Origin of the sequence: Pseudomonas fildesensis (assembly GCF_001050345.1) — a bacterium.
GTDB lineage: Bacteria > Pseudomonadota > Gammaproteobacteria > Pseudomonadales > Pseudomonadaceae > Aquipseudomonas > Aquipseudomonas fildesensis.
This window is the reverse complement of the sequence record NZ_LFMW01000005.1, coordinates 66,331-89,155: the sequence shown is the minus strand read 5'-3', so window position 1 is coordinate 89,155 and position 22,825 is coordinate 66,331. Positions and strand designations below refer to the sequence as shown.

The 22,825-nt window shown below is 62.4% G+C and carries 19 protein-coding genes; 5 read left to right on the top strand and 14 right to left on the bottom strand.

The features are described 5' to 3' along the window. Positions 1 to 121 precede the first annotated feature (121 nt). Positions 122 to 838 (bottom strand): cobalt-precorrin-6A reductase, encoded by a 717-nt coding sequence (locus ACR52_RS08960; protein WP_048723166.1) that lies wholly within the window; start codon positions 836 to 838, stop codon positions 122 to 124. Next, a complete protein-coding gene (locus ACR52_RS08955; RefSeq protein ID WP_048723164.1) occupies positions 835 to 2,040 on the bottom strand; it encodes a bifunctional cobalt-precorrin-7 (C(5))-methyltransferase/cobalt-precorrin-6B (C(15))-methyltransferase in 1,206 nt (401 codons plus the stop codon). The genes ACR52_RS08960 and ACR52_RS08955 overlap by 4 nt, the downstream gene beginning before the upstream one ends. Before the next feature lie 38 nt (positions 2,041 to 2,078). On the opposite strand from ACR52_RS08955, the gene cobG reads away from it, so the two are divergent. The 5 genes from cobG to ACR52_RS08930 all read left to right on the top strand — a co-directional run bounded on the left by cobG (position 2,079) and on the right by ACR52_RS08930 (position 7,429). Beyond that, on the top strand, positions 2,079 to 3,425 hold the full coding sequence (cobG, locus tag ACR52_RS08950) for a precorrin-3B synthase (RefSeq protein ID WP_048723162.1): 1,347 nt from the start codon (positions 2,079 to 2,081) through the stop codon (positions 3,423 to 3,425). After that, on the top strand, positions 3,418 to 4,044 hold the full coding sequence (locus ACR52_RS08945) for a precorrin-8X methylmutase (protein WP_048723160.1): 627 nt from the start codon (positions 3,418 to 3,420) through the stop codon (positions 4,042 to 4,044). Before cobG ends, ACR52_RS08945 begins: the two co-directional genes overlap by 8 nt. Then, the gene (locus ACR52_RS08940) at positions 4,044 to 4,775 is read left to right on the top strand and encodes a precorrin-2 C(20)-methyltransferase (RefSeq protein WP_048723158.1); all 732 of its coding nucleotides are present in this window, start codon (positions 4,044 to 4,046) and stop codon (positions 4,773 to 4,775) included. Before ACR52_RS08945 ends, ACR52_RS08940 begins: the two co-directional genes overlap by 1 nt. Continuing rightward, positions 4,775 to 6,412, top strand: a complete 1,638-nt coding sequence (cobJ, locus tag ACR52_RS08935; RefSeq protein ID WP_048723156.1) for a precorrin-3B C(17)-methyltransferase — start codon at positions 4,775 to 4,777, stop codon at positions 6,410 to 6,412. The genes ACR52_RS08940 and cobJ overlap by 1 nt, the downstream gene beginning before the upstream one ends. Before the next feature lie 237 nt (positions 6,413 to 6,649). Further along, complete coding sequence (locus tag ACR52_RS08930) at positions 6,650 to 7,429, top strand: hypothetical protein (RefSeq protein WP_048723155.1); 780 nt, start codon at positions 6,650 to 6,652, stop codon at positions 7,427 to 7,429. Here the strand turns inward: ACR52_RS08930 and ACR52_RS08925 are convergent. From ACR52_RS08925 to ACR52_RS31690, 12 genes are all read right to left on the bottom strand, one after another. After that, a complete protein-coding gene (locus ACR52_RS08925) occupies positions 7,426 to 8,022 on the bottom strand; it encodes a MarC family protein (protein WP_003217330.1) in 597 nt (198 codons plus the stop codon). The genes ACR52_RS08930 and ACR52_RS08925 overlap by 4 nt on opposite strands. Before the next feature lie 284 nt (positions 8,023 to 8,306). Continuing rightward, positions 8,307 to 11,078 (bottom strand): hybrid sensor histidine kinase/response regulator, encoded by a 2,772-nt coding sequence (locus tag ACR52_RS08920; RefSeq protein WP_048723151.1) that lies wholly within the window; start codon positions 11,076 to 11,078, stop codon positions 8,307 to 8,309. A gap of 113 nt (positions 11,079 to 11,191) precedes the next feature. After that, positions 11,192 to 12,484: a phosphoribosylamine--glycine ligase gene (purD, locus tag ACR52_RS08915; protein ID WP_048723149.1), complete on the bottom strand. Its 1,293-nt coding sequence runs from the start codon at positions 12,482 to 12,484 to the stop codon at positions 11,192 to 11,194. Positions 12,485 to 12,711: 227 nt separating this feature from the next. Beyond that, entirely contained in the window at positions 12,712 to 14,319 is a 1,608-nt protein-coding gene (purH, locus tag ACR52_RS08910) for a bifunctional phosphoribosylaminoimidazolecarboxamide formyltransferase/IMP cyclohydrolase (protein WP_048723146.1), read from the bottom strand. Positions 14,320 to 14,400: 81 nt separating this feature from the next. Next, a complete protein-coding gene (gene fis / locus ACR52_RS08905) occupies positions 14,401 to 14,721 on the bottom strand; it encodes a DNA-binding transcriptional regulator Fis (RefSeq protein WP_002555375.1) in 321 nt (106 codons plus the stop codon). Beyond that, positions 14,718 to 15,731 carry a tRNA dihydrouridine synthase DusB gene (dusB, locus tag ACR52_RS08900; RefSeq protein WP_048723121.1) on the bottom strand — a complete coding sequence of 338 codons (1,014 nt, stop codon included), beginning with the start codon at positions 15,729 to 15,731 and terminating at the stop codon, positions 14,718 to 14,720. Before dusB ends, fis begins: the two co-directional genes overlap by 4 nt. Positions 15,732 to 15,916: 185 nt before the next feature. Further along, a complete protein-coding gene (locus ACR52_RS08895) occupies positions 15,917 to 17,170 on the bottom strand; it encodes a DUF3426 domain-containing protein (protein WP_048723120.1) in 1,254 nt (417 codons plus the stop codon). 30 nt (positions 17,171 to 17,200) lie between these two features. Then, complete coding sequence (gene prmA, locus ACR52_RS08890) at positions 17,201 to 18,079, bottom strand: 50S ribosomal protein L11 methyltransferase (protein ID WP_048723118.1); 879 nt, start codon at positions 18,077 to 18,079, stop codon at positions 17,201 to 17,203. A gap of 297 nt (positions 18,080 to 18,376) precedes the next feature. Then, on the bottom strand, positions 18,377 to 19,738 hold the full coding sequence (accC, locus tag ACR52_RS08885) for an acetyl-CoA carboxylase biotin carboxylase subunit (RefSeq protein ID WP_048723116.1): 1,362 nt from the start codon (positions 19,736 to 19,738) through the stop codon (positions 18,377 to 18,379). A 17-nt stretch (positions 19,739 to 19,755) separates the two neighbouring features. Further along, positions 19,756 to 20,214: an acetyl-CoA carboxylase biotin carboxyl carrier protein gene (gene accB / locus ACR52_RS08880; RefSeq protein ID WP_048723114.1), complete on the bottom strand. Its 459-nt coding sequence runs from the start codon at positions 20,212 to 20,214 to the stop codon at positions 19,756 to 19,758. A gap of 24 nt (positions 20,215 to 20,238) precedes the next feature. Then, positions 20,239 to 20,694, bottom strand: coding sequence for a type II 3-dehydroquinate dehydratase (gene aroQ / locus ACR52_RS08875; RefSeq protein ID WP_003171482.1), 456 nt, complete (start codon positions 20,692 to 20,694; stop codon positions 20,239 to 20,241). A 295-nt stretch (positions 20,695 to 20,989) separates the two neighbouring features. Next, positions 20,990 to 21,538 (bottom strand): methyl-accepting chemotaxis protein, encoded by a 549-nt coding sequence (locus tag ACR52_RS31690; RefSeq protein ID WP_406957168.1) that lies wholly within the window; start codon positions 21,536 to 21,538, stop codon positions 20,990 to 20,992. Positions 21,539 to 22,825: the final 1,287 nt, after the last annotated feature.

Below are 22,825 nucleotides of genomic sequence, written 5' to 3'. Positions count from 1 at the left end.
CTCCCACGCGCAGCAAAGGAATGCATCCTGTGACGCTCCGCGTCACGACTTCAAGAGCGGACGCAGAGCGTCCAGGGCGGCATTCCCACGCAGAGCGTGGGAACGATCAACGTGGGAACGATCAGTGCCATAGGGCCTGTAACACTGCGTCTACTGTCGTGAACTCCCTATCCACCGCAGCCAACACCGGCCGCTTCAACACCAGCACTGGCACCCCACGCTCGCGCGCTACTTCCAGTTTCGGCTCGGTGGCGGTGCTGCCGCTGTTCTTGCTGATCAGCACATCAATCGCGCGCCGTTCAAACAGCGCGCGCTCGTCTTCGATCAAAAACGGCCCACGCGCCCCAATCACTTCACAACGCGCATTCCCGGGATACACATCCAGCGCGCGCAGCGTCCAGAATTGGTCAACGGGGATTTCATCAAGGTGCTGCAACGGCTCGCGGCCCAACGTGAACAACGGCCGCTTGAAGGGTTTCAGCGCCTCAATCAGCTCCGCCCACTCTCCGACCTCGCGCCAATCATCCCCCGGCTGCGGCTGCCACGCCGGGCGACGCAACGCCCAGCAAGGAATGCCGCATAACCGCGCAGCCTGGGCAGCGTTTTGGCTGATCTGTGCCGCATACGGATGCGTAGCATCAAAAATCAGGCTGATATTTTCATCGCGAACAAACTGCGCCAGCCCTTCAAATCCACCGTAGCCGCCGACACGCACTTGGCACGTAAGGTCAGTCGGTACACGGCCAACACCGGCCAGGCTGTAGGTATGCTCCGGGCCCAGTGTGCGGGCGATGGCCAAGGCTTCAGTGACACCGCCCAGCAGCAGGATCCGTTTCATAGCGGTTTAACCACTTCCAGCAACGTAATCGGCAACGCCTGCCGCCACGTGTCGAACTCACCCAGCGGCTGAGCCTGGGCTACGTGGACGCGCGTCAGTTCGCCGCCGTGTTGAGCACGCCAATTCATCAGGGTCATTTCGCTCTGCAAGGTCACGGCGTTGGCCACCAGGCGTCCGCCGGGGCGCAGGTGTTGCCAGCAGGTGTCGAGCACGCCGTCGCGGGTGACGCCGCCGCCGATGAAGATCGCGTCGGGGGCTTCCAGGCCGGCGAGCGCCTGGGGTGCGGTGCCGCGAATCAGTTGCAGGCCGGGTACGCCGAGGGCGTCGCGGTTATGTTCGATCAGGCCCTGGCGGCCTTCATCCGCTTCAATCGCCAACGCGCGGCAACTCGGGTGCGCGCGCATCCATTCGATGCCGATGGAGCCACTGCCCGCGCCCACGTCCCACAGCAATTCGCCGGGCATTGGGGCGAGACGGGCCAGGGTCATGGCGCGCACATCACGTTTGGTCAGTTGGCCGTCATGTTTGAACGCCGAATCCGGCAGACCGGCGAGACGCGACAGACCCTGCGTATTGGCATCGGCCAGACAGTCGATGGCAACCAGGTTCAGGTCGGCGACTGAAGGATCTATCCAACCCTGCGCCAGCCCATCGATACGCCGCTCATCCTCACCCCCCAGGTGCTCAAAGACACTGAGACGACTCGACCCAAACCCGGACTCAGCCAACAGCGCCGCAATCGCCGCCGGGCTCTGCCCGTCATTACTCAACACCAGCACCCGCACGCCACTGGCCAGATGCGCATTCAGCGCCGCCAACGGCCGGGCCACCACGGATAACGTCACCACCTCCTGCAACGGCCAGCCCAACCGCGCCGCTGCCAGGGAAACCGACGACGGCGCCGGCAAAATCAGCAATTCTTCAGCTGCCACTTGCCGCGCCAGGCTGGCGCCAACGCCATAGAACATCGGATCGCCGCTGGCCAGCACGCATACAGGCTCGCCGCGTCTTGCCAGCACCGGTTTCAGGGAAAACGGGCTCGGCCACGGTTGACGCTCACCGCGAATACACACCGGCAACAGGTCCAACTGGCGTTGGCCGCCTATAATCCGGGTGGCGCGCAACAGGGCGTGCCGGGCATTCCTGCCCAGCCCCTTGAAGCCGTCTTCACCGATGCCTACTACCGTCAGCCAGGGCGACATATGAATTCCTTGAACGACATCCGACGGGCAGGCTTTTCATGCCGCCGGACAAAGCAGGCATAATACCGCGCCTTTACCCGTCAACCGGTAGCCCCGTGAACCCAACGCCTGCTCTGAACACCTTGCGCCCCTCGGCTTGTCCGGGGTTGCTGCGTATTGTCCAGGCGTTGGATGGCGGGATTTGCCGGATCAAACTCGCCGGTGGTTCGATCACCAGCAAGCAAGCCGAAGCGGTAGCCGATGCCGCCCGGACCTATGCCGGCGGGGTGATCGAGGCGACGAATCGCGCCAACCTGCAAATTCGCGGGATCGGCGCCGAGCAGGACGCGTTGATCGCGCTGCTGCTGGCCGCAGACTTGGGGCCCAATAATGCCGCCGGCGACGATGTACGCAACCTGATGCTCAGCCCCAGCGCCGGTATCGACCCGCAGATGCTGTTCGACACGCGCCCGCTGGCCGATCAGATTCTCGCCACCCTGCAAAACCATCCGCGCTTCCATGAGCTGTCGGCCAAGTTCGCCGTGCAGCTGGATGGCGGCGAAGCCCTGGCGATGCTCGAACATCACCACGACCTGTGGCTGTCCGCGTTCGAACAGGACGGCGAGACGCTGCTCGCGTTCGGCCTGGCCGGTTGCCCGGGGCTGGATGCGCCGCTGGCGGCCGTGCCCCTGGATCAGGGCCATGCCTTGGTGGTCGCCGTGCTGGAGCTGTTTCTCGACGTCGCTACCCCCGCGCAAACCCGCATGCGGCATTTGCCTGTGGATAACTTCATCGGCCGTCTGAATCTGCCATTGCTGCCGGTCGATCGCTTCAAACGCCCGGCCAGCGGCGCTTTGCTGCACCTGGGGACTTATCCACAGCGTCAAAAAGATCAGGTCTACGTTGCTGCCGTTGCGCCGCTGGGGCGCCTGGACTCACACATGCTCAAGGGCGCAGCCCGGTTAGCCAGTGAGTACGGCGACGGCACGCTGCGTTTCACACCCTGGCAAGGTGTGCTGCTGCCCAACGTCAAAACCCCCAAGGCCGTTACCGAAAGCCTGGAGCAACTGGGCTTCCTCTGCTCAGCCGACCAACCGCTGGCGCGCCTGATCGCCTGCACCGGCTCCAGCGGTTGTGGCAAAGGCCTGGCCGACACCAAGGCCGACGCCGTGCAACTCGCCGCGCTGCACCCCGGCCACGACATCCACTTGTCCGGCTGCCCACGTTCCTGCGCCGCTGCGCACACCGCCCCCGTCACCTTGCTGGCAGTAAGCCCCGGCCACTACGACGTCTATTTTCGCGAGGCAGCCCAGCCCGGTTTCGGCCGGCTGCACGCGCGCACTCTTTCCATTGAAGCGGCGGGCGCCTTGCTGCGCGCTCGCCCACGGAGCAACACCGATGATTGATTACATCCGCGACGGTCAGGAGATCTATCGCAACTCCTTCGCCATTATTCGCGCGGAAGCCAAGTTGGACCGCATCCCGGCCGACCTGGAAAAACTCGCGGTGCGGGTGATTCATGCGTGCGGCATGGTCGACGCGATCGACGGCCTGCAGTTTTCCATCGGTGCGGGCAAGGCTGGGCGCGATGCGCTGGCTGCCGGCGCGCCGATCTTGTGTGATGCACGGATGGTCTCCGAAGGCGTGACCCGCACGCGCCTGCCGGCCAACAACCAAGTGATCTGCACCCTGCGCGACGAAAGCGTGCCGGAGTTAGCGCGGGAGCTGGGCAACACCCGTTCCGCCGCCGCGCTGGAGCTGTGGCGCCCGCACCTGGAAGGCAGCGTGGTGGTGATCGGCAACGCGCCGACTGCTTTGTTCTACCTGCTGGAAATGCTCGATGCGGGCGCGCCGAAACCAGCGTTGATCCTTGGCTTCCCGGTTGGGTTTGTCGGCGCTGCCGAATCCAAGGCGATGCTGGCTGCAGACAGCCGTGGCGTGCCGTTCGTGATCATGCGGGGCCGCCTGGGCGGCAGTGCCATGGCGGCGGCGGCGGTCAACGCGCTGGCCACGGAGGTCGAATAATGCAGGCACGCGGACGTTTGATCGGCCTGGGCGTAGGCCCCGGCGACCCGGAGCTGATCACCCTCAAGGCCCTGCGCCTGCTGCGCGAATCACCGGTGGTGGCGTACTTCGTGGCCAAGGGCAAAAAGGGCAACGCCTTCGGCATCATCGAGGACCACCTGGTGCCACAGCAGACCCTGATGCCGCTGGTGTACCCGGTGACCACCGAAGCGCTGCCGGCGCCGCTGTCGTATGAACAAGTGATCAGCGATTTCTACGACACGGCCAGTGTCGACGTCGCCGCGCACCTGGATGCCGGCCGCGATGTGGCGGTGATCTGCGAAGGCGACCCGTTCTTCTACGGCTCCTACATGTACCTGCATGACCGCCTGGCCGAGCGCTACGAAGCGCAAGTCATTCCGGGTGTGTGCTCGATGCTCGGCGGTGCCTCGGTGCTCGGCGCGCCGTTGGTGTATCGCAATCAGAGCCTGTCGGTGCTGTCGGGTGTGCTGCCTCATGAAGACCTCAAACGACGTCTGGCGGATGCCGACGCGGCGGTGATCATGAAGCTGGGGCGTAACTTCCCCAAGGTGCGCCAGGTGCTGGAAGAGTTGGGCCTGGCCGAGCGCGCGCTGTATGTGGAACGCGCGACCATGGCGAACCAAAAGATCGTGCCGCTGGACCAGGTGGAGCCGATGTCGTCGCCGTACTTCTCGCTGATCATCGTGCCAGGTGAACGGTGGCAAGGTTGATGCGCCCGGCGATTGTCATTCTCGGCCAGGGCAGCCTGGCGACTGCGCGCAGAATCCAGCAGGTTTACCCCGGTGCGGTGATTCACGGGCTGGCCGGGCGGGTTGAGGGCGCAGACCAGGCCTACAGCGAATTCGGCGCGACCCTGCGCCAGCTCTATCAACAAGGTACGCCGCTGATTGCGCTGTGCGCCGCCGGCATCGTGATTCGCACCCTGGCGCCGCTGCTGCTGGAGAAAGGTGAAGAGCCCGCCGTGTTGGCTGTGGCCGAAGACGGCAGTGCGGTCGTGCCGTTGCTCGGCGGGCTGGGTGGCGTGAACGTCATGGCACGGGAGATTGCTGCCGCCCTGGACGTGGCCGCTGCGATCACCACCAGTGGCGAGCTGCGTTTCGGCACCTGCCTGCTTAACCCGCCGGCGGGTTATCAACTGGCCGACCTGGAGTTGGGCAAGCGCTTTGTTTCCGACCTGCTGGCCGGTGAAAGCGTGCGTATCGAAGGCGTCGCGCCGTGGCTGGACCAGGCCAATCTGCCGCAGGATCAGCACGCGCGTTTGGCGATCCATGTGGGCAGTGCCGAGCGCGTGCCGGCCGCAAACGAATTGCTGATTTATCCGCTGAACGTGTGCGTTACGTGCAAGCCCGGCGCGCAATTGGCTGAGCGCGTGCGCACGGCGTTGCACGACGCGGGCATTGCGCTGCAATCCCTCGCCTGTCTGTTGGCCAGCGACACACACATGGCTGCTGCCTCATTGCACGAGGCTGCGTTGGCATTGGGTGTGCCGCTGCGTTTTTCCCGCGTGAAACAGGACGCGGACATCGCGATCAGCGTCGCCGAGCAACCGTTGGATTTGTCGCAGCTGGGGCGCCCGCGTGGCCGCCTCGCGGTGATCGGCCTCGGCCCTGGCGCTGCCGAACTGATGGTGCCGGCGGTGAAGGCCGAACTGGCGCGCTGTACCGATGTGCTGGGGTATGAAACCTATGTGCGCATGGCCGGGCCGTTCCGCGATGACCAAGTGCAACATTGCACCGACAACCGCGAAGAAATGCAGCGCGCCCGCCACGCCTTCGAGCTGGCCGCGCAAGGGCGCTCGGTGGTGGTGGTGTCTTCCGGCGATCCCGGCGTCTTCGCCATGGCTGCGGCGGTGATCGAGGCCTTGCATGAGTCCGACGACCCGGCCTGGCATCAGGTCGACCTGGAAATCCTGCCGGGCGTTTCCGCCTCACTGGCCACCGCCGCCCAGGCGGGCGCGCCGTTGGGGCATGACTTCTGCGTGATGTCACTGTCGGACAACCTCAAACCCTGGTCGATCATCGAAAAGCGCCTGGACCTCGCGTCCCAGGCTGACCTCGCCCTGGCGTTCTACAACCCGATCTCACGTTCGCGGCCGTGGCAACTCGGGCGCGCGCTGGAGATCGTCGCGCAGCACCGCACGGCTGAAACACCGGTGGTGCTGGGCCGCGATATCGGTCGCCCAGGCCAGACGTTGCGCGTGACCACGTTGGGGCAGTTGACGCCTGAGCAGGTCGACATGCGCACCATGGTGCTGATCGGCTCGTCCACCACCTGCACATTCCCGCGTGCCGATGGCGGTACATGGGTGTACACACCGCGTTGGTATGGGGCCAAACCCGCCTCCTGAAAACAGCTTCGCGGCTGCCGGAAAGCTCCGAGTAACGCTGGGTCATTACCTGCCGTTATCCGGGGCTTTTTCTTTTTTTATCGATGAAAACCGGAAGGCCTGGCAGCACGCCCAACAATTGCGGGGCGGCGCTTTGTGGCGTGTGGCTGCAAGCGATGTTTGTCGTCTGGAAAGCCCGCCAGCGGCTGGACTAGTGTGAACACACGCCCCATGTGGGGTGCTTGTGGAGAACTGAAAATGGAGCGACATCACAGAAGGATCAACAGCCTGAAAAGGCGCAAGTTGATTGCCGCCTACAAGTTGCCGGGGGCACCGGGCGCGCGGCCATCCGTGTCCGGCGACAGGGAGGACGACAGCAACGCGGCCGTGGTGAACAACAGCGTGATTTCGTTTGCCGAGGGCCTGTCCGGCTTGAACCGGGAGTACATCCGCAAAAGCTACTTGCTGGCCAGCAGCTACGTCAGCGATGTGTTGAAGATTCATCGAGGTACCGAAAATTGGTACGACGAATTTATCAAGGTGATGATCAGTTTGGGCTGGCTGCCGGTGCGCAGCAGTTTTGAACGTGTTTCAAGCTCGGGCAAGGGCCTGACGGTGCAGTTGGCGGTGCTGAACCTGATCACCGCGATGCTGGCCTCGAGCGCACTGGCGGGGCCGTTGCTGACGGTGCTGCCGAAGCTGGCGGCCGATGCGCTGGAGGCGATGAAGCAGCAACCTGCGTCGTTTGAGCTGTTCAAGCGCACGAGCACCGTGCACCAGGGCGGTGACTTCGGCCTGGCGTCCTGCGCCGAAACCGACGGCGAAGTGATGATGGTGCTGGTGACTTACAGCACCCATGGCGTGAGCAAGCAGGTGGGCCTGCCGTTTCTGGAGTGGGACAGTTCCTCGTTCGAGGCTTTCAGCGGGCAAACCTGCCTGGTGCTGAACACCTCGGTGGTCAACGAAAAGACTATCCAGCTGATGCGCGAGAGCGCGGGCGACAAGGTGCAACTGGCGATCGCCAAATACCGGATTTAAGGCACCAGGTAACCGCGTACCCCGGTAAAGATGATTTGTGCGGCGAGTGCGCACACGAACAAGCCCATCAGCCGGCTGACAATTTGCAAGCCCTGGTCGCCGAGAATGCGTTCGATGCGGTTGGACAGGTACAGCACCACGCCGACCGTGAGGCTGGCCAGGGCGATGCTGAGGATGGCGGTGATCTTGTCATCCCAATGCGGTTGGCTGACCCCCATCACCAGTAGCGCACCGATGGTGCCGGGGCCGACCGTGAGCGGGATGGTCAGCGGCACGATGGTCACGTCCTGCTGCACGTTGTCGGTCTGCACGGCCGACTTGCCCTGAGCCATGCCCAGCGCGGAGATAAACAGCACGCTGCCGGCGCCGATGCGGAACGCGTCCACGGTGATGCCGAACACACTGAAAATCACCCGGCCGAACAGGTAGAGCAACACGCTCGACACCAGTGTCGCCAGCGCCACTTTCCAGGCCAGGCGCCGGCGTTCCTTGCTGGAATAGCCACGGGTCAGGCTGATAAAGCAGGACAGCACGAAGAATGGGCTGTAGAGCACCAGCATCTTCAGGTAAACGCTGAACAACACGTGGAGCATGGGGGGTGGCTCGTTGTGGGGAGATGGGGGTGAGTCTAACAGTCTCAGATGATCGTTCCCACGCTCCGCGTGGGAATGCATCCCGTGACGCTCCGCGTCACTTTCCGGAGGGGACGCAGAGCGTCCGGGGCGGCGTTCCCACGCGGAGCGTGGGAACGATCAGTTTTTCCATAAAGGATGCGGTGAGTGTTTTTGGGGCTGCTTCGCAGCCCAACGCGGGGCAAGCCCGCTCGCCACAATAAGCCCGCTCGCTACAGTAGGTGTGTTCGTCACAGGAGCGTGTTTCAGGACGGGGCGTGTTCCGGGCGTTGCTGACGCTGGGCCACCCAGAATTCCACCAGCTCGCGCAACTGCGACAGCTCCACCGGCTTGGCCATGTGCCCATCCATTCCGGCCTGGCGTGCGCGTTCTTTATGTTCCGAGAGAATGTGTGCCGTCAGCGCCACCACTGGCGTGCGAATGCGTTGGTGGCTGACTTCCCACGCGCGCAATTGCTGGGTGGCGGAGAAGCCATCGAGGATTGGCATTTCACAGTCCATCAGCACCAGGTCGTAGCGCTGGGCTTTCATCGCTTCCAGGGCTTCTTCGCCGTTGCTGGCGGTGTCCGGGTTGAGGTTGAGCTTGCCGAGCATGCCGCGAATCACTTTGGTCGAGATGCTGTTGTCTTCGGCCACCAGGATGCGGAAGTCTGCGGGCACGGTCACTGCCGCCGGTGGGCTGAGGATGGCACGCGGCTGAGCGCCGCCCTTGTTGCGCTGGGTCAGCTCGTCGGCCAGGGTGGTCTTGAGGGTGTAGCCGGCCACGGGTTTGGCGAGGATACGTTTGATCCCGCAATTTCGCGCGATGATCTTGCTCGGCGCGTTGCTGATACCGGTGAGCATGATCAGCAAAATATCGTGGTTCAGGCTCGGGTCTTCCTTGATCTTCGCCGCCAGTTGCATGCCGGTCATGCCGGGCATGTTCTGGTCCAGCAGCACCACGTCGAAATAATCGCGCAAGTGCGCCTTGGTGCGCAGCAGCGCCAGCGCTTCCTTGCCCGAAGGTACGGCGCTGACGTTGAGGCCCCAGGCCGTGCACTGCTGCATCAGCACTTTGCGGCAGGTGTCGTTGTCGTCCACCACCAACACCCGCGCGTTTTTGAGCGGGCCGTCGAGGTCGGAGGTCGGGTGTTCGAGGCGTTCCGGGTCCAGCGGCAGGGTCAGCCACAGGGTGCTGCCCTGTTGGGCGCCGCTCTTGATGCCGAACTCGCCGTTCATCAACAGGATCAATTGGCGTGCGATCACCAGGCCCAGGTGGCCGCTCAAGCGCGTCGCCGACAGGAAGTTCTTGCTGTGCAATTCGCTGTGCAACAACGCGTCACGCTCGGCGGCTTCCATCGGCAGGCCGCTGTCCTGCACGGCAATGCGCAGGCGCGGCTTGCTGCTGCGCTCGTCGAGGGCAACGACGATCAGCACTTCACCTTCATCGGTTTTCTGCAGGGCGTTTTCCAGCAGGCTCAGTATCGCCTGGCGCAGGCGCGTCGGGTCGCCGCTGATCACGCGGGGCACCTGGGGCTGGATAAAGCTGATCAGCTCGACGTTCTGCTGCTCGGCCTTGGCGCGGAAGATACTCAGGCAGTCTTCGATCAGTGCGTTGAGATCGAACTGCACGTCGTCCAGTTCGATCTGCCCGGACTCGAGCTTGGAGATGTCGAGGATCTCGTTGATCAGCGTGAGCAGTTCGTTGCCGGCGCTGTGGATGGTCTGCACATAGTCGCGCTGCTTCACCGACAGGGGCGTCCCCAGCAGCAGCTCGGTCATGCCCAGTACGCCGTTCATGGGGGTGCGGATTTCGTGGCTGATCTTCGCCAGGAACTCGGCCTTGGCGGCGATTTCGGCATTGCTGGCGGCGAGGTCGCGGCTGAGGCTGAAGCGTTTTTCGACAATCGCGCGCTGACGTTCGCCCAGGGCCAGGCTCATCAGCAGGCCGCTGAGGCAGATAAAACCGAGCAGGGTGATGATCAAACCTTGCGGCGCCAGCAGCGTCAGGCCAAGCAGGGCGGGGAGGATGATCAGCGTGCCGAGGTTGAACACCACCATCGCCACCACAAACAGGCGAGCCGGCCGGTAGCCTTTTTGCCAGTGATAGGCCGAGACAAACAGCATGCTCAGGCCGGCCAGCGCCACCAGGGCGTAGGTGATGATGTTCAGCGGCAGAGTGTTGACGAACAACAGCAATAAGCCGCACAGCACGATGAGCAGGATGTCGGCCATCAGCAGCTTGTTCAGCGGGTGCGGGCCCAGCGGCATGAAGAAGCGATAGGCAAACATCAACCCACACGGCGCGGTCAGCAACAGGGCGAGGTAGGCGCCCGGGGTCTGGATCGCGTGCCAGTTCGGCAACCATGGCCCCACCAGATTGAGCAGCAGTGCCAGGCTGAGCATCAACAGCAGTTCGCAGGCCGCCAACCACAGGCTGCTGCGCGAACGGTGGTAGGCGAAGCGGGTGAGGTTGTGCAGGATCAGCATCAACAGGCAGCCGAACAGCAGGCCGTAGATCAGCGTCTGGTTCTGGTCGGCGGCGGCCAGTACGGCCGGCTCCAGAGTGATATAGGGGCGCAGTTCGTGTTCGGAGACCAGGCGCAGGTACACCTCAAGGGGCTTCTGGCTCTGGGGCATCGGCAGCATGAAGTCGCTGCTCGGCAGCGGGCGTTCAGCCTGGGGTTGGCGGGTGCCGGTGCTTTGTTGCTCGACCAGGGTGTCGCCGTCCAGCACATACAGGCTCAGGTGGGACAGGTCCGGGGCGAATACCCGCAGCACTTGTTCGTGCTTGCCGGGTTGCAGCTTGAAACGTACCCACAACGCACCGTCCGGCTCGGCGGCGGTAATCCGGTCCAGTTCGATGGGGCTGAATTGATTGGTGTAGCGCGAGGAGCGGATGTCGCTCAGTTGCAGGTCCGCTTGTTCATCAAGCAATACTGCCCAACCACTGCCTTGCGCAGCGGCCTGGGCCGGGAACAGGCAAAGCAGTGTCAGCAGACTGACAGTAAAACCTATGGCGATCCTGAGCCAGCGCACGGCGAAATCCCTTCGTAGGTTGATGCACGAGTTAACTATGCGCGGGGTGGCATGAGTACGGCAAGGGCCCAGGGCCCTTACCTGACCGAACGGATAGCTACTGACGTGGCGACTTACTGATCCTCGCCACGTTCACGGGCAATGGCGCGATAGCCGATGTCTGTGCGGTAGAAGCAGCCTTTCCAATCGATTTTCGCTGCCAGCTTGTACGCCTGTTGTTGCGCGGCGTCGACACTGGCACCCATCGCGGTGGCGCATAACACACGGCCACCTGCGGTCACGACCTTGCCATCCTTGAGCGCGGTGCCCGCATGGAACACCTTGCCTTCCAGCGTAGCCGCCGCATCCAGGCCTTCAATCACATCGCCCTTGGCGTAGTCGGCAGGGTAACCACCGGCGGCCAGCACAATGCCAACGCTTGGACGTGGGTCCCATTGCGCTTCAACCTTGTCCAGGGCCTGGGCCAGTGCAGCTTCTACCAGCAGCACCAGGCTCGATTGCAGACGCAGCATCACCGGTTGGGTTTCCGGGTCGCCGAAGCGGCAGTTGAACTCGATGACTTTCGGGTTGCCGGCCTTGTCGATCATCAGGCCTGCGTACAGGAAGCCTGTGTAGACGTTGCCTTCGTCGGCCATGCCACGCACAGTCGGCCAGATCACCAGGTCCATCACGCGCTTGTGCACTTCGCTGGTGACCACTGGGGCAGGGGAGTAGGCACCCATGCCGCCGGTGTTCGGGCCGCTGTCGCCGTCGCCGACGCGTTTGTGGTCCTGGCTTGTAGCCATCGGCAAGACGTTCTTGCCATCGACCATCACGATAAAGCTGGCTTCTTCGCCATCGAGGAATTCCTCGATAACAACGCGCGAACCGGCTTCACCAAAGGCATTGCCGGCGAGCATGTCGCGCACGGCGTCTTCGGCTTCCTGCAGGGTCATGGCGACTATCACGCCTTTACCGGCAGCCAGGCCGTCGGCCTTGATCACGATCGGCGCACCTTTTTCACGCAGGTAAGCCAGGGCCGGCTCAATCTCGGTAAAGTTCTGGTAGTCGGCAGTCGGGATCTTGTGGCGTGCCAGGAAATCCTTGGTGAACGCCTTGGAGCCTTCCAGCTGGGCGGCGCCGGCAGTCGGGCCGAAGCAATCCAGGCCACGGCTGCGGAACAGGTCCACGACGCCGGCAACCAACGGCACTTCCGGACCAACGATGGTCAGGGATACGTTTTTCTCGGCGAAGTCGGCGAGCTGCTCAAGGGCCAAGACGTCGATGGCGACGTTTTCGCACTTGGCTTCAATCGCGGTACCGGCGTTGCCGGGCGCCACGAAGACTTTCTGGACGCGCGAGTCCTGGGCAACTTTCCAGGCCAGGGCGTGTTCACGGCCACCGCTGCCAATGATCAAAACATTCATTTCAAAAACCTCAAATTCTGTAGGCGCTGCAGAAGCGCTTTAAATGTAGAGCCGAACCCATGTGGCGAGCGGGCTTGCCCCGCGTTGGCTGCGAAGCGGCCCCAAAACCAAACACTGCGGATTGCCTGGCGTACCGCATCCTTCTTGATTGGGGCTGCTGCGCAGCCCAACGCGGGGCAAGCCCGCTCGCCACAAAAAGCCCGCTGCCACATTTCAATCGAGTTGGATCAGTGACGGAAGTGACGCATGCCGGTGAAGACCATCGCGATGCCGGCTTCATCAGCGGCGGCAATTACTTCAGCATCGCGCATCGAACCACCTGGCTGGATCACGGCAGTTACACCGGCCTTGGCCGCATTGTCCAGGCCATCACGGAACGGGAAGAATGCGTCCGATGCCATGACCGAACCCTGCACCTGCAAGCCAGCATGTTCAGCCTTGATGGCAGCAATACGCGCCGAGTTCACGCGGCTCATCTGGCCGGCGCCGACGCCGATGGTCTGGCGGTTCTTGGCGTAGACGATGGCGTTGGATTTAACGTACTTGGCGACTTTCCAGGCGAAGATCAGGTCGTTGATTTCCTGTTCTGTCGGGGCGCGCTTGGTCACGACTGTAAGGTCTTCGCTGCCGATCATGCCGATGTCGCGGCTCTGTACCAGCAAGCCGCCGTTGACGCGCTTGTAGTCCCAGGCAGCAGCGCGCTCAGCCGACCACTCGCCGCAGGCCAGCAGGCGTACGTTGGCTTTGGCGGCGACGATGGCGCGGGCTTCTTCGCTGACGGAAGGGGCGATGATCACTTCGACGAACTGACGCTCGACGATGGCTTTTGCGGTTTCAGCGTCCAGTTCGCGGTTGAACGCGATGATGCCGCCGAACGCCGACTCGGTGTCGGTGGCGTAGGCCAGTTCGTACGCCTGGCGGATACCGCCTTCAGCGTCCGGGCTCACGGCCACGCCGCACGGGTTGGCGTGCTTGACGATCACGCAGGCCGGCTTGACGAAGCTCTTCACGCATTCCAGCGCGGCGTCAGTGTCGGCCACGTTGTTGTAGGAGAGTTCTTTGCCTTGCAGTTGGGTCGCAGTGGCGATGCCCACTTCGGCAGGCTTGGCTTCCACGTAGAACGCCGCGCTCTGGTGCGGGTTCTCGCCGTAGCGCATTTCCTGGGCCTTGATGAACTGGCTGTTGAAGGTGCGCGGGAACTGGCTGCGGTCTTCTGTGCTGAGGGTTGCAGCCGCCTGGTTCACGGTGCCCATGTAGTTGGCGATCATGCCGTCGTAGGCAGCAGTGTGTTCGAACGCCTTGAGCATCAGGTCGAAGCGCTGGGCGTAGGTCAGGCCACCGGCTTTCAGGCTTTCGAGCACTTGGGCGTAGTCGCTTGCGTTAACCACGATGGCCACGTCTTTGTGGTTTTTCGCGGCGGAGCGAACCATGGTCGGGCCGCCGATATCGATGTTCTCGATAGCGGTCGGCAGGTCGCAGCCTGGCTTGTTGATGGTGGCTTCGAACGGGTAGAGGTTAACGGCCACCAGGTCGATTGGCTTGATGCCGTGCTCGGTCATGATGGCGTCGTCGATACCGCGACGGCCGAGGATGCCGCCGTGGATTTTCGGGTGCAGGGTCTTGACCCGACCGTCCATCATTTCTGCGAAGCCGGTGTAGTCCGCCACTTCCACTGCGGCCACGCCGTTGTCCTGCAGCAGTTTGAAGGTCCCGCCCGTGGAGAGGATTTCCACGCCCAGGGCTTCCAGCTCCCGGGCAAATTCGAGGATCCCGGTCTTGTCGGAAACACTGATCAAGGCACGGCGGATCTGCAGGCGGGTAGTCTGGTCGGTCATTTCAATTTCCATCAAAAGCAAAGGAGTCAGCAAAAAAGGCGACCGGTTTTACGCGGGCGCCTTTCTGGTTTGATTGAATGCTTACAGCAAATCGTATTGCTTGAGCTTTTTGCGCAAGGTGCCACGATTGAGGCCCAGCAGCTCACTGGCTTTGGTCTGGTTGCCCTTGACGTAGTTCATCACGCTTTCGAGCAAGGGCGCCTCGACTTCGGAGAGCACCAGGTTGTACACGTCCGTGACGGAAGCGCCCTCAAGGTGGGCGAAATAATTGTGCAGCGCCTTCTCGACACTCCCGCGAAGGGTCTGGCCTTCTTCGCTCGGCGTGTTGAGGTGCTGTTTCAAATTGACGTTGTCGCTCACGGGTGTTGTTCCACTCACTAAAGTCTCGGTCATCATCGTCATGCGGCCACCCCTTCTCCGTCCCCTGCTCTCAGGCTCTTGTCTCGTTCGGCAAAAAACTCACGAACGGCGGTGACCTGTGCTTGCGTTTCATCCAAACGATTGAACCCGGTGCGAAACTCCCTGGCGCCCGGCAGGGTTGCGAGATACCAACCCACATGCTTGCGAGCAATGCGCACGCCCATCACGTCTCCATAGAAGATGTGCAGGGCAGCCAGATGCTCTAGCAGAATACGTTCCACCTCGATCAACTCCGGTGCCGGCAATACTTCGCCGGTACGCAGAAAATGCTCGATCTCACGAAAAATCCACGGCCGCCCCTGGGCGGCCCGGCCAATCAACAGGCCATCGGCACCGGTAGCGTGAAGCACGCGCCGGGCTTTCTCGGCTGAGTCAATATCGCCATTGGCAAACACCGGCATCGACACTGCCTGCTTGATCGCGGCAATGGTGTCGTACTCGGCTTCACCGGTGTAAAGGTCGGCGCGGGTGCGGCCATGCACCGCCAGCGCTGTAATACCGGCTTGTTCGGCGATTTTCGCCACCGTCAGGCCATTTTTGTTGTCCCGGTCCCAGCCGGTACGAATCTTCAGGGTGACCGGCACATCCACTGCGCCAACAACGGCCTGCAGGATCTCGGCAACCAACTGCTCATCTTTCAACAGCGCGGAACCGGCGGCCTTGTTGCAGACCTTCTTGGCCGGGCAGCCCATGTTGATATCAATGATCTGCGCCCCCAACTCCACGTTGGCCCGGGCCGCATCCGCCAGCATTTGCGCATCACCGCCGGCGATCTGTACCGAGCGGGGCTCGGGATCACCTTCGTGGATCATGCGCATCCGCGATTTGCGGGTGTTCCACAAGCTCATGTCGCTGGTGACCATTTCCGAGACTACTAGACCCGCGCCCAAGCGCTTGCATAGCTGACGAAAGGGCTGGTCAGTGACGCCCGCCATGGGGGCGAGAATCAAGCCGTTCTGCAATGTGTATGGGCCGATGCGTACCGCCGACATAGGACTTCCCTGTTGTGGGGCCGGATCATTAGAGTTCGAAAAAGGGTTGGCATGATACCCGCTCTCGATGACTGGATAAAGGCTGAATTGGATAAAATCTGAACAGTTATTTCTTTATCGCCACCGGTTTGGTTGCCGGCGGCCAAGTCAATAATCCGCCGTCAAACCTCGGTGCGAGACCCGGCTCACTCGGGCGAGTGAAAGCTCAGGCTGTAATTCACGGCTTTATTGCCTGGGTCCAGGATGTCCAGGGAGATATGGATCGGCGTCTGCGAAGGCATTTCGCTCACGCCGGCCAGCTCGCCGCTGAGGTATTCGGCGGGCTTGAAACGACGACTGGCGATCAGGCTGCCGTTCAGATCGGCAAAACGCAGTTCCAGCAGCGGGAACGGTTGGGAAAATGTCGCGCGGTTATACAGGATCGCATCCACCACCAGCGCCCCGGCGAACTCCGGATGGCTGCGCACCACCAGGTTACTGCTCTTGATGTGGGCGATATCGACCCGTGATGGCACTGTGCAGCCCAGTTTTGGGCACAACTCCTGGAACCACGGGCGGTAGGCGTCCTGGCGCGCGAGGTCGTCGAATTGGTACGCGATGTACTGGCCCGCGAGGCCGCCGGCGGCGATCAGCACGAGCAGCAGCCAGATCAGGCGACGGCCCAAACCCGACGGGCGTTTCTGCGCGTAGAGGTGCAGCGGGTCGTCTTCCAGGTCCTGGAGCACATCGTCGTGGGCACTTGCTTCGGCGCGCAGGCGCTTGCGACGGGGCTGCGAGCGTTCTTCGGGTTCCGGTTCGTCCACTGCGTCGGTGACGGTTGTCATCGGTGGGTCGAGTTCGTCATCGTCAGGTGTTGAGCGCAGCAGAGGTTCGTCGTCGGTATCGTCTACGTGGAACGACATGGACGGTTCGGTGCGCTGCCGGTTCGCAGGGGCCTTGGCGGGTTCAGGTTCGTCCTCGGGCTCGGCTTCCAGGGCTTGGGCGCGCTCTTCTGGCGGGTCGCTGAACAGGCTTGCGGCCCATTTTTCTTCCTCGGCCTTGACGGTCTCGCGGCTGGCGCTGAGGGCCTCTTCCTTTTGCCGACGGTCGGCGCCGGGCTGACGGCGATCCGCGCCCAGGGGTTGGGTATGCTGAATCTCGCGGCGTTCCAGCTTGGCCAGTTCCTCGTCCAGGTCCAGGTTGTCGAGGTCCAGCTCTTCGGCCGTCCACTGTTTCTGGCTGATGGCCCGAGGGGCCTCTGGAGCTGGCTCAGCGGCATTCGGCTGCTCAGCTTGCGGCGCAGGCGCATGGGCGCGCTGCTCCAGCAACTGGCGAGCGGCGTTGAACACTTGCAGGCACGAGCCGCAGCGCACCACGCCACGGGCCACGCTCAATTGAGCATGACTGACGCGAAAGCGCGTTTGGCAATGCGGGCACTGGGTGACGAAACTGTCGGTCATGCGGCCATCCGATTCAGGCAAGCGCTCATTTTAGCGCCGACGCCCGCTGATGCGCACCCAGCCGTCACGGTTGGCGATCGGGTCCAGCTCGAAATCCTGCGCATAAGCGGCGGCAACGTCTTCGCCCTGTTCGGCCAGAATGCCCGACAGCGCCAGGCGGCCACCCGGCTTGACCAGGCTCGAAAGCTGCGGCGCCAGGGAAACCAGCGGCCCTGCCAGAATATTCGCGACCAACACATCGGCCTGCACCTGGGGCAATTGTTCCGGCAAGTACAGTGGGAATTTAGCTTCAGGAATGTTGTTGCGCCCGGCGTTATCGCGAGAGGCTTCCAGCGCCTGCACGTCGATATCGGTGCCGACGGCTTCCTTGGCGCCCAGCAGCAGGGCTGCGATCGCCAGAATGCCCGAGCCGCAACCGAAGTCCAGCACGTTGCAGTCCTTCAGGTCCTGGCCATCCAGCCATTCCAGGCACAGTGCTGTGGTTGGGTGGGTGCCGGTACCGAACGCCAGGCCCGGGTCCAGCAGCAGGTTCACTGCCTCTGGTTCAGGGGCGGCATGCCAGCTGGGTACGATCCACAGGCGCTGGCCGAAACGCATAGGCTGGAAGTTGTCCATCCAGCTGCGTTCCCAGTCCTGGTCTTCGATGATTTCGCTGTGATGCTCGGGCAGCGGGCCGCCGGTGAGCAGTTCCATATGGGCCAGCACGGCAGCGGCATCGGTGCCGTCTTCGAACAGGGCCAGCAAATGGGTGTGGGACCACAGCGGCGTGGTGTTCAGCTCGGGTTCGAAGATCGGTTGGTCTTCGGCGTCCATAAAGGTTACCGAGACAGCGCCCACTTCGAGGAAAGCGTCTTCGTAGGTTTCGGCTTGTTCTGGGCTGATGGCGAGACGGACTTGCAGCCAAGGCATGGCGGGCACCTTTGAAAAAATGAGTGTGCAGCGGGGTGGAGCTGCGAAAGCGCGCAAGTTTACGCGACCCCGCGTAATAAGACGACACCACCGACTATATGCAGTGTAGTGGGTGTGCACGGAACCAAATGTGGGAGGGGCTTGCTCCCGATGACGGGGTTTCAGTCGATGCATAAGTTGACTGATCCACCGCAATCGGGAGCAAGCCCCCTCCCACATTTGAACTATGCATAGTTTCGGAATCGAAGGCCCACAAACAACAAAGCCGCCCGAAGGCGGCTTTGTTGGGTGAAACACTTACTGGTTGGCCAGCTTGTGTTCCAGGTAGTGAATATTCACACCACCTTCGCAGAAGCCTTTATCAACAACCAGGTCCCGATGCAGCGGGATGTTGGTCTTGATGCCGTCGACCACGATTTCGTCCAGGGCGTTGCGCATACGGGCCATGGCCTCGTCGCGGGTCGCGCCCCAGGTGATCAGCTTGCCGATCAACGAGTCGTAGTTGGACGGAACCTTGTAGCCGCTGTACAGGTGCGAATCGACGCGAACGCCGTTGCCGCCTGGAGCATGGAAATGCTTGACCAGGCCTGGGCTCGGCATAAAGGTTTTCGGGTCTTCGGCGTTGATCCGGCATTCCAGCGAGTGGCCGTGGATCTTCACGTCGTCCTGGGTGTACGACAGCACATTGCCAGCGGCGATGCTCAGCATCTCCTTGACGATGTCGATACCGGTGACCATTTCCGTAACCGGGTGCTCTACCTGCACACGAGTGTTCATCTCGATGAAGTAGAAGCGGCCGTTCTCGTACAGGAACTCGAAAGTGCCTGCGCCACGGTAGTTGATGTCGATGCACGCCTTGACGCAGCGAGCCAGTACTTCCTCGCGAGCGGTCTCATCCAGGCCCGGTGCCGGAGCTTCTTCCAGTACCTTCTGGTGACGACGTTGCAGCGAGCAATCGCGGTCGCCCAGATGGATGGCGTGGCCCTGGCCGTCGGACAGTACTTGCACTTCCACGTGACGTGGGTTGGTCAGGTACTTTTCCAGGTAGACCATCGGGTTGCCGAACCAGGCACCCGCTTCGGAGCGCGTCTGCTTGGCCGCTTCGATCAGGTCTTCTTCCTTGTGCACCACGCGCATGCCGCGACCACCACCGCCACCGGCGGCCTTGATGATCACCGGGTAACCGACTTCACGACCAATGCGCAGAGCGGTGGCCTCGTCTTCCGGCAGCGGGCCGTCGGAGCCGGGAACGGTGGGTACGCCGGCTGCGATCATGGCGTCCTTGGCCGATACCTTGTCGCCCATCAGGCGAATGGTGTCGGCTTTAGGGCCGATGAAGGCAAACCCGGATTTTTCGACCTGTTCGGCGAAATCGGCGTTTTCCGCGAGGAAGCCGTAGCCCGGGTGGATGCCATCAGCGCCGGTCACTTCTGCCGCGGCGATGATGTTCGAGACTTTCAGGTACGAGTCCGTGGCCAGTGGCGGGCCGATGCAGAGGCTTTCGTCCGCCAGTTTCACGTGCATCAATTCGGTATCGGCCGTCGAGTAAACAGCGACGGTCTTGATGCCCTCTTCCTTACAGGCGCGCAGGATACGCAGCGCGATTTCGCCGCGGTTGGCGATCAGGACTTTTTGCAGTTTCTTCGCAGGTTTCAACATCGAAGGCGCTCCGCGGTTCAAACGATGGTGAACAGCGGCTGGTCGTACTCAACCGGCTGACCGTTTTCTACCAGGATGGATTCGATGACGCCGGCTTTTTCGGCCGTGATGTGGTTCATCATTTTCATCGCTTCAACGATGCAGATGGTGTCGCCCACTTTCACGGTCTTGCCCACTTCAACGAACGCTGGCGAGGTCGGTGCCGGGGTGCGGTAGAAAGTACCGACCATTGGCGACTTGACCACGAAACCGTTCAGCACAGGTGCGGCTGGCGCAGTTGGGGCAGCAGCAACAGGTGCGGCGGCCGGGGCAGCAGCAGGCGCCGGTGCTTGCATCTGTGGCGCGTAGAACTGTTGGGCCGGGGTCTTGCTGTGACGGCTGATCCGTACGGACTCTTCGCCTTCCTTGATTTCCAGCTCGTCGATACCGGATTCTTCCAGCAGTTCGATCAGTTTCTTAACTTTACGGATATCCATGAATCATCAACTCCCAAGGGTCGGTCAGGGGCGCTTGGCCTGTTCTTCAAGCTGTTCCAGGGCGGCCTCCAGGGCCAGTCGGTAACCGCTGGCGCCAAGGCCGCAGATCACTCCTACCGCTACGTCGGAGAAGTAAGAGTGATGGCGGAAAGGTTCGCGTTTGTGCACGTTGGACAAATGCACTTCGATGAATGGGATGCTCACCGCCAGCAGCGCGTCACGTAATGCAACGCTTGTGTGCGTAAAAGCGGCGGGATTGATCAGGATAAAGTCCACACCTTCGCCGCGCGCGGCATGGATGCGATCAATCAATTCGTACTCGGCATTGCTTTGCAGGTAGAGCAAATGGTGGCCGGCCTCACGTGCCCGTCGTTCCAGATCGAGGTTGATCTGATCGAGGGTGACTGCCCCGTAGACCCCCGGTTCGCGGGTGCCGAGCAGGTTCAGGTTGGGTCCGTGAAGAACCAGTAAGGTCGCCATCGGCTGTTCCTTGTTATTGATGTGGGTACGGCAGAACCCGGCGACTATGCCGCAAAGCCTTTGTGACTGTCTAGTTCTATGCAGTAGGCAGCACGATTAGCGAGGATTGCGCAAAATTTGTGACTGGCGCCCGGAATCCGGTCATTGGTAATACGGTCTCGAAATCCATGGAGATCAAATGTGGGAGGGGGCTTGCTCCCGACAGCGGTGTGTCAGTCCCTGGATTATTGGCTGATCCACCGCAATCGGGAGCAAGCCCCCTCCCACATTTGATCGTCCCAAGGCGGGAGATCGGTTAGACGCGGAAGGCTTGTACGGCCGTGTTGAGCTGCCCGCCCAGCACCAGAAGGTGTTCGCCTTGGCTACGCCCCTGGCCAATGCGCAACAGGTTGTCCTCACCCAGTTGGTGAATCCGTTCGCTGTTGTCGCGAATCTCGCTGACGGCACCGCTCTGCTGCGCGGTCACATCGGCGATGCGCACGGCGGTGTCGGAAATGGTCTGGATCGCCCCGACGATTTTATCCAGCGCGCCGTCGGCCGCCTGGGCTTGCTGGGCGGTGGCTTCGGCGTGTTCGACCTGCGCGCGCATGCCTTGCACCGACTGGTGGGCGGCGGTTTGCAGGCTGGCGATCAAACCCTGGATTTCGGTGGTAGCGCCGGCGGTGCGCTGCGCCAACGAGCGCACTTCGTCGGCGACCACGGCAAACCCGCGCCCGGCTTCACCGGCACGCGCGGCTTCGATGGCGGCGTTGAGCGCCAGCAAGTTGGTCTGGTCGGCAATCGAGCGGATCACCGTCAGCACGCCGCCGATGGTGGCGGATTCTTCGGCGAGTTTTTCGATCATCTGCGCGTTCTGCTGCACTTCGCCCACGAGGGCATGCAGCCCGGTCAGGCTCAAGCCGATCACGCGCTGGCCTTGTTCCACCGCCTGGCCCGCACTGCGACTGGCACCGGCCGCCTGGCTGGCATCACCGGCGACTTGCTGGATGGTGGCTTCCAGCTCACCCAACGAGTCACGAATTTGTGCGGTGTCCAAGGCCTGGCGTTCAGCGCCGTCATGCAGGCCGCTGCTCAGCTCGGCCAGGGCGCGGCTGCTGCCGGCGACTTCTTCGGCATTGCCGCGAATGGTGCCGACCAGGTCCACCAGGTAGGCGCGCAAACGGTTCAGAGAGGCTTCGATGTCGTGTAATTCACGGTTGGTTTTACCCAGGGCAATCGGCTGGCTGAAATCGCCTTCGGCCCAGGTCGAGAGGGCCGGTGCCAGGTTGGTCAGCACGCGCGCCAGTTTCCGTTGCAGGGTGTCGATCAGCAGCGCGATCAACAGGATCAGACCAATCATCACCCCTTGTATCAGGCGCACTTCGCCCTGGATCAGCGCGTGTTGGGCGCGCACCACCGGCTCCAGGCCGGCGATGGCCTGTTGCACGGCGGCGATTTTCAGGTGGGTGCCGGCGGCCAGGTCGGCGCGTTGCTGGATCTGCTCGCGGGTGCGCTTGAGCTCGGCGGGGTAGCGGGTCAGCAGGCTGTTGAGTTCGCGCTTGAGGTCGACGCCGGTGTCCTGGGCTTCAGCTTTTTCAGTGTTTTCCAGGCCCATCAAGGCAGAAAAATCATCGGTGTTGGAGTCGGCGCTGGTCTTTACGCCGAGTAACGGCAGTTGTTCAAGTTGATCAGCCTGGGTGCGGATATGGGTGACTTCGCGCTCCACATCGTCCGCCAGTTCCGCGCGCCCGCTGCTCACCAGCTTGTCGCGGGCCAGGGATAGTTTGCCCAAGTGCTGGGACGCCGCCAGCAGCGGCGGCAGGTAGCGCGCGGCTTCAACCGAGTTGACGCCGAGGGCGTACTGGCTCAATTGCTCCAGGTTGGCGCCCAGTTCGCGCTCGGCTTGCAGCAATAGCGCTTGTGGGTCACCGGCCAGTTTGCCGGCGGCCAGCAGGTCGGTTTTGCTGAAGGCATCCAGGTTCGCCAGGCTGGGGCGCAGGTTTTGCGCCAGGTCTGCCGGCAGTTCGTCGAGGTGTTGCAACAGGCTTTCCAGGCTCTGGCTGGCGGCGCTCAAGCGCAGGGCGTCGCCGCTGGCCAGGTAGTCGTCGATGTTGCGCGCGGCCTGGTTCTGAAAGGTCTGCGACAGGCCAAG